The sequence below is a fragment of the Thalassobaculum sp. genome (genome assembly GCF_040219215.1).
Classification (GTDB): Bacteria; Pseudomonadota; Alphaproteobacteria; order Thalassobaculales; family Thalassobaculaceae; genus Thalassobaculum_A.
The window spans coordinates 328,466-342,392 of sequence record NZ_JAVJSX010000008.1; the positions used below are offsets into that span (position 1 = coordinate 328,466).

A 13,927-nucleotide genomic window follows, 5' to 3' on the forward strand; every position below is an offset into this window, starting at 1 on the left:
CATCAGAGGACGCCCACGGGCCATGACCCAGCCGACGAGCCGAGATCAGCAACGACGACGAACCGTGCGACGCCGCGCGTTCGATTGACCCCGCCCGGCTGGTGCCGGAGCGGGCTTTGCTTTCCCTCTCCGACAGGTAGCCCAGACAGATGTTTCAGATCCGCTCCGAAATCCCGTCCGACGGCGCCGCCGTCGAAACCCTCAATGACCTCGGCTTCGGGGTGGAGCGGCGCGGCCGCACGGTTTACCGGTTGCGGCTCGGCGCGCCCACGCTGAGCTTCATTGCCGCCGACCCGGTGAGCGACCAGCCGCTGGCCACCCTGCGGTTCTGGCCGGTGATGGTCGGGCTTGACCGTCCCGCCCTGCTTCTTGGGCCGTTGGCGGTGATCCCGGAGCGGCGTGGCGAAGGACTCGGCCGGGCGCTGGTCGGCCATGGCCTGTCCGTCGCGCGCGATCGCGGCTGGCGACTTTGCCTGGTGTCGGGCGACCCTGACTACTACCGGCCTTTCGGCTTCGAGCAGGCGGCACCCTACGGGTTCGCCATGCCCGGCCCGATCGAGGCCGGCCGGCTGCAGGTCAAGGCGCTGGCACCCGATGCGCTCGGCACTTTGCCGCGTGGCGCGATCCTGCCGCTCCTGCCCTGGAGGGGGCATCGAGGAGGCAGCACCGACGGGGACGAGATCGTGAGCCATCGGCGGCTGCGCGTCGGCTGACGCCGGCGTCGGCATGCTGTTCGGATGGACTCTTGAGATATGGGTCCTCGCCGCGGCGGCATCGCTGGTGGCGGGCGTGGTGCGAGGCTTCACCGGGTTCGGCTTCGCGCTGATCCTGGTGACCGCCGTAACGGTGCTTGCACCGCCTTCCGAAATCGTGCCGGTCTCATTGCTGCTCGACATCTTTGCCGGCATCCGGATGTTGCCGCATGTCCATGCCGACATCGATCGACGGGGCAGCGTGCTGATGGTGCTGGGGGCGCTGCCGGCGATTCCGCTCGGCGCCCTGGCGCTGTCGGCGCTCAGCGACGACGCGATGCGCCTCGGGATCGGCGTTGCGGTGCTGGTCGCGACCCTGGCGATCGCGGCCGGCATCGGGCTCAAGCGTGTGCCCGGCACCGGCCTGAAGCTGGCGACCGGCGCCACCATGGGGCTGCTGTCGGGTGCCGCCGGCATACCCGGACCCCCGGTTATCCTGCTGTACCTGTCGTCGCCGCTTCCGGTCGCGACCCTGCGGGCGACCGCGGTGGCAGTGTTCCTGGTGACGGATCTGGTCTCGGTGGTGGTGATGGGCTTCTACGGCCTCCTCACCATGCACCTGCTGCTGCATTGCCTGGTCCTGATCCCGATCGTGGAGGGTGCGGTGTTCCTGGGCCGCCGGCTGTACGGCCGGGCCGATCCGGGAACCGTAAAGCGGGCGGCATTGGTCCTGCTCGCGACGCTGGCGGTGGTGGTCATCGGCCGGTCGCTCCTGAACTGACCGGCCGACTGCGACGCACTGATCCGACGTCGCCGATCAGTTGTGCTTGTGCTCCTTGCCGGCATCCATGGCACCGGCGGCACCAATCGACACCTCGACATCGACGGCTCCAGCCCGTTCAAAGGTCAGAGTCAGCGGGAACGACTCTCCCTCCACCAGTGGCTTGTTCAAGCCCATCAGCATGATGTGGTGACCGCCGGGTGCCAGTGTCACGGACTCTCCCGCGGGAACATCGAGCGCCTCGAGCGGCCGCATCTTCATCACGCCGGCTTCGGTGAGGTTGGTGTGCATCTCCACCCGCTTGGCGGCCGATGACGAAACCGCAAGCAGCCTGTCTGGGTGGGTGCCGGTGTTGGTGACGGTCAGGTAGGCGGCGCCGGTCTTGACCGGGCCGGCGGAGGCACGGGCCCATGCGTGCCCGACCCCGATCGGGCCCTGGACGTGGCCGGCGTGGGCCGTGCCATGGTCGTGTCCGGACCCTGCATCGGCCACGATGGTCACGGTCGGAGCGGGATGGGCAAGCGAGTGCGGGTCCTGCCCGGCCGCGGGTACCTCGATCCAGGCGACCTTGCCGGTGTCGCATTCCTGCACCGCCGGGAACGCCAGGACATGGCCGGCCGGAAAGTCAGTGATGCGGCCGCGGAACACGAACTCGTCGTAGAACTCGTCGGGCAGGTTTCCGCCCGACCAGACCACTTCCTTCACCCCGGACGACGTTGGCGTGCCGTAGTAGTTGTAGGTCTTGGCGTAGTCGCCCTTGACGGTGGTCAACTGCCAGCCGGCCTTGGGCATCGGCTTGACGGCAATCACGCCTTCGGGAATCGAGACGCGAACGGTTCGGGTAGCGGCACCGTCGCATCCATGCGGCACGCGCAGGACCGCCTTGTACATAGCGTTGGCGCCGGCTTTGCCGGTCTCGAGCGATGCGTGGGCGTTCGCGAGCGTCGGAACTGCCGCGCACAGGGCGGCGGCCATAAAGGCATAAGCTTTCACGGGATGTCTCCGTCGTGATCGGGTGAAACGTCGTTGATCGGGACGGCGCCGGATGGCGCCGGTCAGGTGATCGACGGTGGTGCCCTGGGACGGATCTCCGTGAAGTGGTGCGCGGAGCAGGCTGTGGTGCTGTCAGTCGCAACCCAATCTGCCTGGGCAGTTCGCGACGGCGGATCGAGGGTCCAGATGCCGGACGGCGCCAGCGCCGGGGAACTGCCGTTGCCCAGACAGAACGGGCATTTCGGGGCCACCCGTTCGGACGTGCTGCCGGAGGTGTCGCCTCCGTCGCGATAGGCGATCCGGACCAGCCCGTCCGGCGTGCAGAGTTCGGCTAGCCGGGCCAATGCGGAACGGTCGCCGGCCACGGTTGCCGGGCCAAACGCTGCCGCGAGGGAGCCGAGCAGAATCTGCGCCAGGATCGCATACACCGCGGCCAGCGCGGTCAGGCGGTGCCTGGGCGATCCAATGATGTATCCCGGCGCTGTCGGACGTGTAGCCATCGCCCGCAGCCTACCCGCGCCGGCCGTCGCGGCAAGTGTCATGGCGCCGCAGTCGGCTTGGTCCAAAAAGAAAGGCCGGCCCCTCTGAGCGTGAAAGGGGCCGGCCTGACCGTCGCGGGTGGTGAGATCAGTTGAGCGCCAATCCCTCCCGGACGATCGTGAAGCGCGCGTTGCAGATGCTGCGGGTTTCGACGGCGACGCTCTCCCAGGCTTTCTTGGCGTCGTCGACGTCGCGGTAGGGGCCGAGGATCTGCTTGGTGCCATCCAGCAGCCGGTCGAAGGCGGTGGTCTCGTACTCGCCGCCGATCACCCAATAACGCTCAGGCATGGTCAATCCTCCTCTAACTCGGTCCGGTTACTCGGCGGCGACGTGCAGGGACGCCGCCGGCCGGAACTGGGCTTCTTCGGTTGAATCGTGCAGGGCGGTGGTGGACGATTCGCCGCCCTTGATGGCGACCGACACCGCGTCGAAGTACCCGGTGCCGACTTCGCGCTGGTGGCGGGTCGCGGTGTAGCCGTTGGCCTCCGAGGCAAACTCGGCATTTTGCAGCTCGGAGTATGCGGCCATGCCGCGCTCCTTGTAGCCGCGCGCCAGCTCGAACATGCCGTGGTTCAGGCTGTGGAAGCCGGCCAGGGTCACGAACTGGAACTTGTAGCCCATGGCGCCGATTTCGCGCTGGAACCGGGCGATGTCCTCCTTGTCCAGGTTGGCCGACCAGTTGAACGACGGCGAGCAGTTGTAGGCCAGCATCTGGTCCGGGAAGTCCTTGCGGATCGCTTCGGCGAACCGGCGGGCCTGCTCCAGGTTCGGGGTCGAGGTTTCCATCCACAGCAGGTCGGAGTACGGGGCGTAGGCTAGGCCGCGGACCACGCAGCGCTCGAAGCTGGTACCCTCCTTCAGTCGGTAGAAGCCCTCGGCGGTACGTTCGCCGGTCAGGAACGGCCGGTCGCGCTCGTCGACGTCGGTTGTGATCAGCTTGGCGCTCTCGGCATCGGTGCGGCAGACGATCAGGGTCGGCACGCCCATGACGTCGGCAGCGAGCCGAGCGGCGTTCAGGTTGGCGATGTGCTGCTGCACCGGGATCAGCACCTTGCCGCCCATGTGCCCGCACTTCTTTTCGGACGCCAGTTGGTCCTCGTAGTGGATGCCGGCCGCACCGGCCTCGATGTAAGCCTTGGCAAGCTCGAAGGCGTTCAGCGCGCCGCCGAATCCGGCCTCGCAGTCGGCGACGATCGGGGCGAACCAGTCGACATCGCCCTGGCCTTCCATGGTCTGGATCTGGTCGGCGCGCGCCAGGGTGTTGTTGATGCGGCGCACCAGTTCGGGGCCGGAGTTCGCCGGGTACAGGCTCTGGTCCGGGTACATGGCGCCGGCCACGTTGGCGTCGGCCGCAACCTGCCAGCCGGACAGGTAGATCGCCTTCAGCCCGGCCTTCATCTGCTGCATGGCCTGGTTGCCGGTCACCGCGCCGAGGGTGTTCACATAGGGCTCGGTCCGAAGCAGTTCCCACAGCCGCTCGGCGCCGCGCCGAGCCAGGGTGTGTTCGATTCGCAGGGAGCCGGACAGCCGGCGGACGTCCTCGATGGTGTAGTCGCGTCGGACGTCCGCGAAGCGGCCCGGCGTTGTACGCATTCGATCCTGGAACTCCTGGGTCATCGGTCGGTTCTCCTGGTTATCGGGTCGGCGACGCACCGTTCGATTTCGCGCCGCAACATGACTGTCATGTATTCACTGATGACTGGAGTTGGCCATAACCTATTGCATGAAAACGAGTAACACGGTCACTGGAGTAAAATTCACGAAATGTAATTTGTCATATTTGTAAATTTCTTCGCGTTTGCACCCGCGTTCCGATAGGATGGCGAGGCGCCGCGCGAGCAGTCGGAAGGGTCGGAGGCAATGGCGACGGAACGGTTGGATCGCAAGGCGATGCTCGGCCACAAGATCCGCCGATTCCGGCTGGATCAGGGGTTGAGCCAGACCGAGATGGCGGCTCAGGTCGGCATCTCGCCGAGCTATCTGAATCTGATCGAACACAACCAGCGTCCGGTGACGGTGCCGCTGCTGTTCAAGCTCGGCAATGCCTTCGAGATCGACCTCAAGGAGTTCGCCGAGGACGACGACCAGCGACTGGCTGCGGGGCTGTCGGAGGTGTTCGGCGATCCGCTGTTTGAAGGACAGGCCGTCTCCGAGCGGGAGATGCGCGAGCTGGTCGCGTCCGCTCCGGCCGCCGCCCAGGGCGTGCTGACGCTCTACCGCGCCTATCGACGGATCTGGGAGAACGCCCAAGCATTGGCGCACGAGGCCGGCGGCGACGGTACCGCCGACGGCCCGCTGGCCCCGGACAACCCGGTCGAGGCGGTGCGTGACGTGCTGGAGGCGGCAGCCAATCATTTCGACGACCTGGAGCGGGCGGCGGAGGAGTTGTGGGAGGACGCCGGGCTTGACCGTGACACCCTGTTCGCCGGGCTGCGGGTTCACACCAAGGCGGCCCACGGGATCGACGTCCGGGTCATGCCGGTCGAGGTGATGGGGGACACGCTGCGGCGCTGGGACCATCATCGCCGCCGCATCCTGATCTCGGAAACCCTGTTGCCGTCGGCGCGGATCTTCCATCTGGGCGTTCAACTGGCGCTGATCGGCCATCGAGAGCGGCTCGACAGGATTGTGGAGCGGGCCGATCTGCAGAGTGACGACGGCCGCGACCTGTTCCGGATGACCCTGGCCAACTACTTCGCCAGTGCCGTGATGATGCCCTACAGCCCGTTCCTGCAGGCCGCCAAGGACCTGCGCTACGACATCGAGCTGCTGCGCCGGCGGTTCGGCGCCAGCGTCGAGCAGGTCTGTCACCGGCTGACCACCATGCAGCGCTCCGGCGCGCGCGGGGTGCCGTTCTTCTTCCTGCGGGTGGACAACGCCGGCAACATCTCCAAGCGCCTGTCCGGCGGCGGCTTCCAGTTTGCCCGGTTCGGCGGGACCTGCCCGCGCCTGGTGGTGCACGATGTGTTCCGCAGCCCGGGGCAGTTGAACACCCAGGTGGTGCGGCTGCCCGACGACACGACGTTCCTGATCATCGCCCGCACGCTTGATCCGATCGGCGGCGGCCGCGATCCGCTGCAACCGCGCTACTCGATCGCGCTGGGCTGCGAGTTCAAGGACTCGCGCCACCTGATCTACGGCGACGGCGTGGATCCGAAGCGGCCGGGCGATGTCACCCCTGCGGGCGTCAGCTGCCGGGTGTGCGAGCGTCTGGACTGCACCCAGCGCGCCCATCCGCCGGTCAACCACAAGCTCCGGGTCGACCAGACCTTGCGCCGGGCTCAGCCCTTCGACTTCGTGCGGTGACACGGCCCCGCCGATACTGGTAGCCTGACCCCCCTTTGCCATGTCAAACGACTGCATGCGCACGCTTTTTCATCTCGCCTTGTCACCACAGTCCCGTCTGGTCCGGCTCGTCCTTGGCGAGAAGCGGATGGAGGCGCATTTGCGCGCCGAGCCGATCTGGGACCGGCGCGAGGAATTCCTGGCGATCAATCCGGCCGGCGAGGTGCCGGTGCTGGTCGAGGACGACGGCACCACGATCGCCGGCGCCACTCCGATTGCCGAGTATCTGGAAGAGATCTGCCCGGACCCGGCGCTGCTGCACGGCGACGCAGCGGAGCGGGCCGAGACCCGCCGGCTGGTGGCCTGGTTCGATCGCAAGTTCGACCGGGAGGTCACCGACCTGCTCGTCGGCGAGAAGGTGCTGAAGCGGTTCCTGGGAATCGGCGAGCCGTCCAGCGAGGCGATCCGCGCCGGCCACAGCAACATCGCGATCCATCTGGACTACATTGGCTGGCTGGCCGAGCGGCGGAAGTGGCTGGCAGGCGACCGGTTCTCGCTCGCCGACGTGGCGGCGGCGACCCATCTGTCCTGCGTCGACTATCTCGGCGACGTTCCGTGGGATCGCAACGCCGAGGCCAAGGGCTGGTATGCCCGGGTCAAGTCGCGGCCGAGTTTCCGGCCGCTACTGGCCGACCATGTCTCCGGCCTGCGCCCGGCCAAGCACTACGCCGATCTGGACTTCTGAGGCTTCATCTATCGCTTGATGACATCCATGTCCTCGATTCGGGCGCGCGCTGCCGATGCGGCCGGGCCATCGGGGTCGAGGCGCAGGACTTCGAGCCAGCTTTGCCGGGCTGCCGGAAGATCGCCGGCAAGCTGTTCCAGGATGCCCTGCTCCAGCCAGGCTTCCGGCCGCCTTGGGTCCAGCCTGATCGCCCGCCGGACGTCCTCGCGCGCCAGGTCGACGGCATCGAGATACCGGTAGGCCGAGGCGCGGTACAGCATGGCCTCGGGATCCTGCGGGTCGAGCTCTATGGCGACATTCAGGTCGTCGATGGCTTCCCACGATCTGCCGAGAGTGAGCCGGGTGACCGCGCGGTCGACCCGAAGCTGCCGGTCGGCCGGCGCGGACTCGATCGCCTTGTTCTGGAGCTGCTCGGCACGCTCGACCCGACCGGACAGCAGCCAGGCCTGGGCCGCCTGGGCCAACAGGGCGACACGAAGGCCAGGGTCCTGCTTGGCGGCCTCGGTGGAGAGCGTCTCCAGGCGCGCGGCCGCCTCGGCGTACTGGCGCGTGCCGACCAGCGCAACGGCGGCGCAGTGCCGGGCCGGAAGGCCGCCGCCGGCCTCGTGCCATGCCAGGGCGTCCGAATAGGCGGCCGATGGGTCGGATTGCGCCTTTGCAAGGCATCGATTGTAGATTTCGGCCTTCTGTGCTTCGTCGGTCGCGGCCCGGCCGGAAGCCGGGGTAAGAAGCAGAAGGACGGCCAGAACAACAGTGTTAACCATTCCGTAACTACGGGAAATTACACTTATCTGGCGAAGGTGTGAGGCAGTACGGACAATGGAAACTGGACTGGGCTCAGTCGAAGCTGATCGTCGCCTGTCTCGCGAGGCGGCGGCCCAGCTGCGCGAGATCGCACACGAACTGCGCAATCCGCTGAATGCCCTGACCGCCATTGCCGAGATTTTCCGCGACCAGCGGTTCGGCCCCTTGCCTGGTGACAAGTACGTGGAATACGCGGCGCTGGCCCATGGAGCGGCCCAGCGCATGTTGCAGCTGTGCGACCGTCTGGTCCTGGAGGACCCCGCAGCGCGATCGATCGAGACATCGCCGCTCAGCCAGGTGTTGGGCGATATCGTCGGGCTGTTCGGGCCGATGGCCGAGGAACGCGGCGTGACCTTGGTGCTCGATCTTCCGGAGTCGTTGCCGAATCTCCAGGTCGGAACAGAAGCGCTGACGTCTGTAGTCAACAATCTGGTGGTCAACGCCATCAAGTTCACGCCACGCGGTGGCCGCGTCACGGTGTCGGCGCGCGCCGAGCTGGCGGAGAACGTCGCCATCCTGGTGATCTCCGACACGGGGGTCGGCATGGAGTCCGATGAGGTTGTGCGCAACATGGCTCCGGGATGGGCCGGCGCCCTGTCGACCGTCGGCGTGCACGGCGATACCGGCAGCGGCATGGGGCTGGCGGTGGTTCGCCGGCAGGTCGAACTGCTCGGAGGTACGTTGGAGCTACGGTCGCGCAAGGGCGTCGGCACCTGCGCCATCATCCGCCTGCCGCTCGGGCCGGTCTGAGAGAGCGCTCAACGCGCAAGCAAGTCATCCACGGTATCGGTCAGAATGGCCAGGTCGCGCCCGGTCGAGAGCCGGTGGTCGCCATCCTTGATCAGCCGGATCTGAACGTCGTCGCCTTCCAGCCGGTCTGCCAGGGTCAGGGCGTGACGGTAGGGGACGTCGGGATCGCGCATGCCCTGCAGCAGGCGTACCGGAACCCGGATCGGGATCGGTGCGCGCAGCAGCAGATGGTTCCGGCCGTCCTCGATCAGGTCCATGGTCACGACATAGGGCTGGTCGGAATACTCCGACGGTTGCCGCAGAATTCGGTCGCGTTCCAGGGTTGCGCGCTGTGACTCGTCGAACTCCGCCCACATCAGGTCTTCGGTGAAATCCGGTGCCGCGGCGATGCCGACCAGTCCGGCAACGCGCTGCGGCCGGTCGCGCGCCAAAAGCAGGGCGATCCAGCCACCCATGGAGGAGCCCACCAGGATCTGCGGCCCCTCGGTCAAGTCGTCGAATGCCGCGAGGGCGTCGGCGTGCCAGCGCCCGATCGTGCCGTCCTCGAACCGGCCCGACGACTGGCCGTGGCCGCGATAGTCGAACCGCAGAAAGGCGTGACCGCGATCGCGGGCGTGAGCTTCCAGCGCCATCGCCTTGGTCCCGGTCATGTCGGATGCGTAGCCGCCCAGGAACACGACGCCCGGCGACTTGCCCGGGCTGCGGTGATAGGCCAGATGACCACCGTCGGCGGTGTCCAGGCGCTGCGCCGACGCGGGCTGTGACGCTTGCGTCATTGTGCTAGGGTCTCCTGCGTTGGACCATCGATGACTGGAAGGGCCGGTGAACGTGCCGCTCGATCTGGACGCCGCGACAGCGCCGGACTCTAACAGCATCGTCGAGGATTACGAAGCGTTCCGCCGGCTGACTCCCAGGGGGGCACCGACGATTCTCCAGGTCCTTCCGGCGCTGGTTTCGGGCGGTGTGGAGCGCGGCACGATCGACGTCGCACGGGCCCAGGTCGAGGCCGGCTGGCGGGCATTGGTGGTCTCCAACGGCGGCCCGATGGTCCATGAACTTGAACGCATCGGCGCCACCCACATAACAATGCCGGTTCACTCCAAGAACCCGCTGATCTGGCGGGCCAATTTCGACCGGATGGTGGATCTGATCTGGCGCGAGCGCGTGGATCTGGTGCACGCCCGCTCTCGTATCCCGGCGTGGATTGCGTTTCGGGCCGCACGCCGCAACCGCGTGCCGTTCGTCACCACCTTCCACCAGCGCCCCGCCGCGCGCACTGCGCTGAAACGGCTTTACAATTCGGTGATGGTGCGTGGCGACCGGGTGATCGCGATCTCGCACTACGTGGCCGACCGGCTGATTGCCGACTATGGGCTTGACCCGGCCCGTCTGCGGGTGATCCCGCGTGGCGTCGACCTGTCGCTGTTCGATCCGGACCGGGTGTCGGCCGAACGGCTGGTCAGGCTGGTCGATCGCTGGCGGATTCCGGATGGCGTGCCGGTGGTGCTGCTGCCGGCGCGGGTGACCCGCTGGAAGGGGCACGGCCTGCTGGTCCAGGCACTGTCCCGGCTGGAGCGTGGTTCGTTCCACTGCCTGATGGTCGGCGAGGATGGCGGCCGGCGCAGCGTCAAGGCGGCACTCGAGCCGGTGATCGCCAAGCTGGGGCTGACCCCGCACGTGCACTTCGTCGGTCGCACCGACGACATGCCGGCGGCCTACAAGCTCGCCGACGTCGTGGTATCGGCCAGCCTGGATCCCGAGCCGTTCGGACGGGTGATGATCGAGGCCCAGGCGATGGGCCGGCCGATCGTCGCAACCGACCACGGCGGTGCCCGCGAGACCGTGCTGCCGGGCGAGACCGGCTGGCTGGTCAGACCCAACGACGCGGACGCCCTGGCGCAGGGCATCAAGGCGGCACTCGGTCTCGACGCCGACGCCCGCGAGCGGCTGTCGGCTCGGGCCGTGGAACACGTGCGGGAGAACTTCTCGCGCTACCAGATGTGCGCCCGTACCCTGGCGGTCTACAGCGAACTGCTGGACGCGCGTGGCGCGGTCGACGATACCGTCGGCAACGAGCCGGACGCGGTCTGATCGTCCGGCATCCACCGCAACGCTGCCGAGCCGCATGTCCCCTCCCCGAATCCTCGTGATCAAGCTCGGTGCGCTGGGCGACTTCCTGATGGCGCTCGGGCCCATGCAGGCGATCCGCCGCCACCACCCGCAGGCCGAGCTGGTGCTGTTGACCCGTCCGGCGTATCGCGACCTGGGGGCGGCGAGCGGGTTGTTCTCCGACATCTGGATCGATCCCGCGCCGCGCTGGAATCCGGTCGCCTGGATGCGCTGGCGGTCCCGGCTGCGGCGCGGCGGGTTCGAGCGGGTGTACGACCTGCAGACCTCGGAGCGAACCGGCGGCTATTTCCGGCTGTTCGCACAGAACCGGCGCCCGGACTGGTCGGGCAAGGTTGCGGGCGCGAGCCACCGGCATGTCTATCCATCCGACCACCGGATGCACTCGACGGAGCGCCAACGCGCCCAGCTTGCCGTCGCCGGCATCGACGATGCCGGCCTGTCCGACCTGTCGTTCCTGGACGGCGACCTGTCGGCGTTCGCGTTGCCGGAGCGGTTCGCGCTGCTGATCCCCGGCTCGTCGCCGGATCGGCCGTACAAGCGCTGGCCGGCCGAGCGCTTCGGCGCGCTGGCGGCGCACCTGTCGGGCAGGGGCATCACGCCGGTCGTGCTTGGCGGCCCGGATGAAGGCGTGCTGGCCGGCGCCATACTGTCGGCCGCACCGACGTCGCTGGACCTGACCGGCCGCACCGATCTCGGCCAGCTTGCGGCACTGGCTCGCCGGGCGATCGTCGCGGTCGGCAACGATACCGGGCCGACCCATCTGGTCGCGCTGGCCGGTTGCCCGACGGTCGCGCTGTTCTCGGATGCCTCCGATCCGGCCAAGACCGCGCCACGGGGGCCGGAGGTGCGGGAACTGCACGCGCCGGTCCTGACCGACCTGCCGGTGGAGCGGGTGATTGCGGCGCTGCCGTGAGTGCGGTGCTTGCCGCCGGTGTTGCCTTGCGGTGGGCCGGCCGATCATGATCCGGCGGCAATGCCGATCCGAGCCTTGAGGGACCGACCATGCTGAAGATCTGGGGACGCCGCGACGCGTTCAACGTGCAGAAGGTGATGTGGCTCGTTGGTGAACTCGGCCTGCCGCATCTGCACACCCCGGCCGGCGGATCGGCCGGCGGCCTCGACGATCCGGCGTTCCTGGCCATGAACCCGCACGGCCGGGTGCCGGTGATCGACGATGGCGGCACCGTGGTCTGGGAATCGCACACCATCCTGCGCTATCTGGCGGCGCGCCACACAGCGGGCGGGTTCTGGTCCGACGACCCGGCCACTCGTTCGCAGGCCGAGCGCTGGATGGACTGGTCGGCCACCACCCTGCAGCCGGACTTCCTGACCGGGGTGTTCTGGGGCTTCTATCGCACACTGGAAGCGCAGCGCGACGGACCGGCGGTGGCCGACAAGCTGGCCCGCTGCGCCCGGCACATGGAACTGCTGGACCGAGAGCTGGCCGACCGGCCGTATCTCGGCGGCGACCGTTTCGGTCTCGCCGACATCCCGGCAGGCCTGAACCTGTTCCGCTATTTCGGGATCCCGATCGACCGGCCGTCGGTGCCGAACGTCGAAGCCTGGTACCGGCGCCTGCAGGAGCGGCCAGCCTACCGCGAACACGTCATGCTGCCGTTCGACCACCTGTTCGGCCGGCTGGCGTTCTGAGGGCGGCAAGCACGCCTCCTTGACCGCGGCGGCGGCGGTTGCTCCGATGCGTCGTTTGCAATCAGACGGGGAGGCCGCCATGGCGCACAAGCCGATCGATCCCGACAGCGTCGTCGTGCTGGGGGTTCCGAACTACAGCCACGGCGCCCTCACCGAGGGGGCGAGCCGCTGGCTGCACCTGTCCGGGCAGGTCGGGGTGAAACCGGACGGCAGGACAGCCGAGGGACCGCTGGCGCAATGCCAGCAAGCGCTGGCAAACATCGGAGCGCTTTTGGAGGCGGCCGGCATGTCGGTCGACGACATCGTCCACATGCGGATCTTCCTGCTCGACCGTGCCGACATTCCCGCCCTGCGCCAGGCCCGCGGCGAGTTCCTGGGCGGCCGGAAGATCCCCAGCACCCTGGTGCTGGTCTCGGGGCTGGTCGATCCGTCGTGGAAGGTTGAGATCGAGGTGGTGGCGGCCCGCTGACTGCGGCCGACGATCAGGTATCCCCGAACAGGAACGCCAGCAGCGCGAAACGCCGGCCCGAGCGCATGGCCATCACCTCGTGCAGCAGCGAGCAGGAGAACACGATGGCCGAACCGGTGGGGGTCTTGTAGGCGGCTTCCGAGAATTCCGGGAAGCGCAGTTCGGCCCCCTCGTACTCGTCGGCGTTCAGGTTGATGGTGACCGCGAACCGGCGGTGCGCCACGAACGGCAGGGTGTTGTCGCGGTGACCGTGCTGCGAGCCGCCACGGTACCCTTCGTAGCAGGCGATCCGGTAGCGCTCGTGCCGGGTCACCTTGTACTGGAACGCCTTGTGGATCTCCGGCATCAGCCGCGGCACCAGCCGGGCGTCGATGACGCTGTTGTTGGCGGCCGAGCAAACCCAGTGGTCGATCCGATCGTTGCGGCCGTACTCCGGGATCCGCATCTTGCAGTCGGTGGTGCGGCCCTTGAGCTGGTTGTGCCCCGGGTCGACGAACTCCTGGCCCTGCATGGCGTAGATGCTGATCAGGCGACGGCAGTCCTCCGGGCTCAGCACATCCGGTACCACCAGCACCGGGGGATGGATCGGCGGAGCCGTGACGGCCTTGCGGGCTGCGTTCAGCGGGCGGACCAGGGCCAGGATCGCCTCGACCGGGTCGTCGGCGTTGTCCGGGTCGATCCGCGCCAGGACATGGCCGTTCGGCGCGATCACCAGGACCGCCGCGCCGTCGCCGGCGGCGCCGGCCGCGATTCCCATGGCCCGGAGCGCGGCCCCGCTGCCATCGACCAGCACCGGGAATGGCGCACCTGCGGCCTTGTCGGCTTCACCAGCCGGCAGCACCAGATGGACATGGACCTTGTGTTCGTCCAGGCCGTCGCGGGCGGCGGCGAACGCGCCGATCGTGGCTGCAGCGGCCGGTCGCTCAAACGATCCGGCGAACACCAGCACCTGGAAGCGGCCGGCTTCGTCGTCGGCAAACGGGTCGAAGACCGCACCGGTGCGCCGCTTCAGCGCAAGCGGCGGAACGATATCGCCGATTTCCGGACGCGTGATCGGGGGCTGGGTCTGAATGGTCACGGCTCCGCCT

General features: G+C 68.0%; 16 protein-coding genes. 9 read left to right on the forward strand and 7 right to left on the reverse strand.

The genetic code is table 11. From position 1 onward, the window contains the following. Positions 1-149 precede the first annotated feature (149 nt). Positions 150-713: a GNAT family N-acetyltransferase gene (locus RIC54_RS06955; protein WP_350085897.1), complete on the forward strand. Its 564-nt coding sequence runs from the start codon at positions 150-152 to the stop codon at positions 711-713. A 13-nt stretch (positions 714-726) separates the two neighbouring features. Further along, complete coding sequence (locus RIC54_RS06960; RefSeq protein ID WP_350085900.1) at positions 727-1,473, forward strand: TSUP family transporter; 747 nt, start codon at positions 727-729, stop codon at positions 1,471-1,473. 36 nt (positions 1,474-1,509) lie between these two features. Here RIC54_RS06960 and RIC54_RS06965 read toward each other — a convergent pair whose 3' ends face one another. The 4 genes from RIC54_RS06965 to aceA all read right to left on the reverse strand — a co-directional run bounded on the left by RIC54_RS06965 (position 1,510) and on the right by aceA (position 4,623). Continuing rightward, the gene (locus tag RIC54_RS06965; RefSeq protein ID WP_350085903.1) at positions 1,510-2,466 is read right to left on the reverse strand and encodes a DUF1775 domain-containing protein; all 957 of its coding nucleotides are present in this window, start codon (positions 2,464-2,466) and stop codon (positions 1,510-1,512) included. Positions 2,467-2,528: 62 nt separating this feature from the next. Further along, the gene (locus tag RIC54_RS06970) at positions 2,529-2,966 is read right to left on the reverse strand and encodes a DUF2946 family protein (RefSeq protein WP_350085906.1); all 438 of its coding nucleotides are present in this window, start codon (positions 2,964-2,966) and stop codon (positions 2,529-2,531) included. Positions 2,967-3,093: 127 nt separating this feature from the next. Beyond that, entirely contained in the window at positions 3,094-3,294 is a 201-nt protein-coding gene (locus tag RIC54_RS06975; protein ID WP_007675094.1) for a DUF4170 domain-containing protein, read from the reverse strand. A gap of 27 nt (positions 3,295-3,321) precedes the next feature. Continuing rightward, entirely contained in the window at positions 3,322-4,623 is a 1,302-nt protein-coding gene (aceA, locus tag RIC54_RS06980) for an isocitrate lyase (RefSeq protein ID WP_350150888.1), read from the reverse strand. Between the two features lie 243 nt (positions 4,624-4,866). Between aceA and RIC54_RS06985 the strand changes: the two genes are divergently transcribed. Together RIC54_RS06985 and RIC54_RS06990 are read left to right on the forward strand one after the other, a co-directional pair. Further along, a complete protein-coding gene (locus RIC54_RS06985; protein WP_350085912.1) occupies positions 4,867-6,312 on the forward strand; it encodes a helix-turn-helix domain-containing protein in 1,446 nt (481 codons plus the stop codon). 55 nt (positions 6,313-6,367) lie between these two features. Further along, positions 6,368-7,036, forward strand: coding sequence for a glutathione S-transferase family protein (locus RIC54_RS06990; protein ID WP_350085915.1), 669 nt, complete (start codon positions 6,368-6,370; stop codon positions 7,034-7,036). Between the two features lie 8 nt (positions 7,037-7,044). On the opposite strand, the gene RIC54_RS06995 is transcribed toward RIC54_RS06990, so the two are convergent. After that, the gene (locus RIC54_RS06995; RefSeq protein ID WP_350085918.1) at positions 7,045-7,800 is read right to left on the reverse strand and encodes a tetratricopeptide repeat protein; all 756 of its coding nucleotides are present in this window, start codon (positions 7,798-7,800) and stop codon (positions 7,045-7,047) included. A gap of 55 nt (positions 7,801-7,855) precedes the next feature. On the opposite strand from RIC54_RS06995, the gene RIC54_RS07000 reads away from it, so the two are divergent. Next, positions 7,856-8,590 carry a sensor histidine kinase gene (locus tag RIC54_RS07000; protein ID WP_350085921.1) on the forward strand — a complete coding sequence of 245 codons (735 nt, stop codon included), beginning with the start codon at positions 7,856-7,858 and terminating at the stop codon, positions 8,588-8,590. A gap of 8 nt (positions 8,591-8,598) precedes the next feature. Here the strand turns inward: RIC54_RS07000 and RIC54_RS07005 are convergent, their stop codons facing one another. After that, complete coding sequence (locus RIC54_RS07005; RefSeq protein ID WP_350085924.1) at positions 8,599-9,366, reverse strand: alpha/beta hydrolase; 768 nt, start codon at positions 9,364-9,366, stop codon at positions 8,599-8,601. 46 nt (positions 9,367-9,412) lie between these two features. Here RIC54_RS07005 and RIC54_RS07010 point away from each other — a divergent pair, with 46 nt between their 5' ends. The 4 genes from RIC54_RS07010 to RIC54_RS07025 all read left to right on the forward strand — a co-directional run bounded on the left by RIC54_RS07010 (position 9,413) and on the right by RIC54_RS07025 (position 12,839). After that, positions 9,413-10,681, forward strand: coding sequence for a glycosyltransferase family 4 protein (locus RIC54_RS07010; RefSeq protein WP_350085927.1), 1,269 nt, complete (start codon positions 9,413-9,415; stop codon positions 10,679-10,681). Between the two features lie 34 nt (positions 10,682-10,715). Continuing rightward, positions 10,716-11,633, forward strand: a complete 918-nt coding sequence (locus RIC54_RS07015) for a glycosyltransferase family 9 protein (RefSeq protein WP_350085930.1) — start codon at positions 10,716-10,718, stop codon at positions 11,631-11,633. Positions 11,634-11,722: 89 nt separating this feature from the next. After that, positions 11,723-12,370 carry a glutathione S-transferase family protein gene (locus RIC54_RS07020; RefSeq protein ID WP_350085933.1) on the forward strand — a complete coding sequence of 216 codons (648 nt, stop codon included), beginning with the start codon at positions 11,723-11,725 and terminating at the stop codon, positions 12,368-12,370. Between the two features lie 79 nt (positions 12,371-12,449). Further along, positions 12,450-12,839 (forward strand): RidA family protein, encoded by a 390-nt coding sequence (locus tag RIC54_RS07025; protein WP_350085936.1) that lies wholly within the window; start codon positions 12,450-12,452, stop codon positions 12,837-12,839. A 13-nt stretch (positions 12,840-12,852) separates the two neighbouring features. Here RIC54_RS07025 and RIC54_RS07030 read toward each other — a convergent pair whose 3' ends face one another. Further along, entirely contained in the window at positions 12,853-13,917 is a 1,065-nt protein-coding gene (locus tag RIC54_RS07030) for a 2OG-Fe(II) oxygenase (protein WP_350085939.1), read from the reverse strand. Positions 13,918-13,927 lie beyond the last annotated feature (10 nt).

Coding starts and splice junctions, on each gene's coding strand:
- RIC54_RS06955 (WP_350085897.1), top strand. CDS start 150: ATGTTTCAGATCCGCTCCGAAATCCCGTCCGACGGCGCCGCCGTCGAA.
- RIC54_RS06960 (WP_350085900.1), top strand. CDS start 727: ATGCTGTTCGGATGGACTCTTGAGATATGGGTCCTCGCCGCGGCGGCA.
- RIC54_RS06970 (WP_350085906.1), bottom strand. CDS start 2,966: ATGGCTACACGTCCGACAGCGCCGGGATACATCATTGGATCGCCCAGG.
- RIC54_RS06975 (WP_007675094.1), bottom strand. CDS start 3,294: ATGCCTGAGCGTTATTGGGTGATCGGCGGCGAGTACGAGACCACCGCC.
- aceA (WP_350150888.1), bottom strand. CDS start 4,623: ATGACCCAGGAGTTCCAGGATCGAATGCGTACAACGCCGGGCCGCTTC.
- RIC54_RS06985 (WP_350085912.1), top strand. CDS start 4,867: ATGGCGACGGAACGGTTGGATCGCAAGGCGATGCTCGGCCACAAGATC.
- RIC54_RS06990 (WP_350085915.1), top strand. CDS start 6,368: ATGCGCACGCTTTTTCATCTCGCCTTGTCACCACAGTCCCGTCTGGTC.
- RIC54_RS06995 (WP_350085918.1), bottom strand. CDS start 7,800: ATGGTTAACACTGTTGTTCTGGCCGTCCTTCTGCTTCTTACCCCGGCT.
- RIC54_RS07000 (WP_350085921.1), top strand. CDS start 7,856: ATGGAAACTGGACTGGGCTCAGTCGAAGCTGATCGTCGCCTGTCTCGC.
- RIC54_RS07005 (WP_350085924.1), bottom strand. CDS start 9,366: ATGACGCAAGCGTCACAGCCCGCGTCGGCGCAGCGCCTGGACACCGCC.
- RIC54_RS07015 (WP_350085930.1), top strand. CDS start 10,716: ATGTCCCCTCCCCGAATCCTCGTGATCAAGCTCGGTGCGCTGGGCGAC.
- RIC54_RS07020 (WP_350085933.1), top strand. CDS start 11,723: ATGCTGAAGATCTGGGGACGCCGCGACGCGTTCAACGTGCAGAAGGTG.
- RIC54_RS07025 (WP_350085936.1), top strand. CDS start 12,450: ATGGCGCACAAGCCGATCGATCCCGACAGCGTCGTCGTGCTGGGGGTT.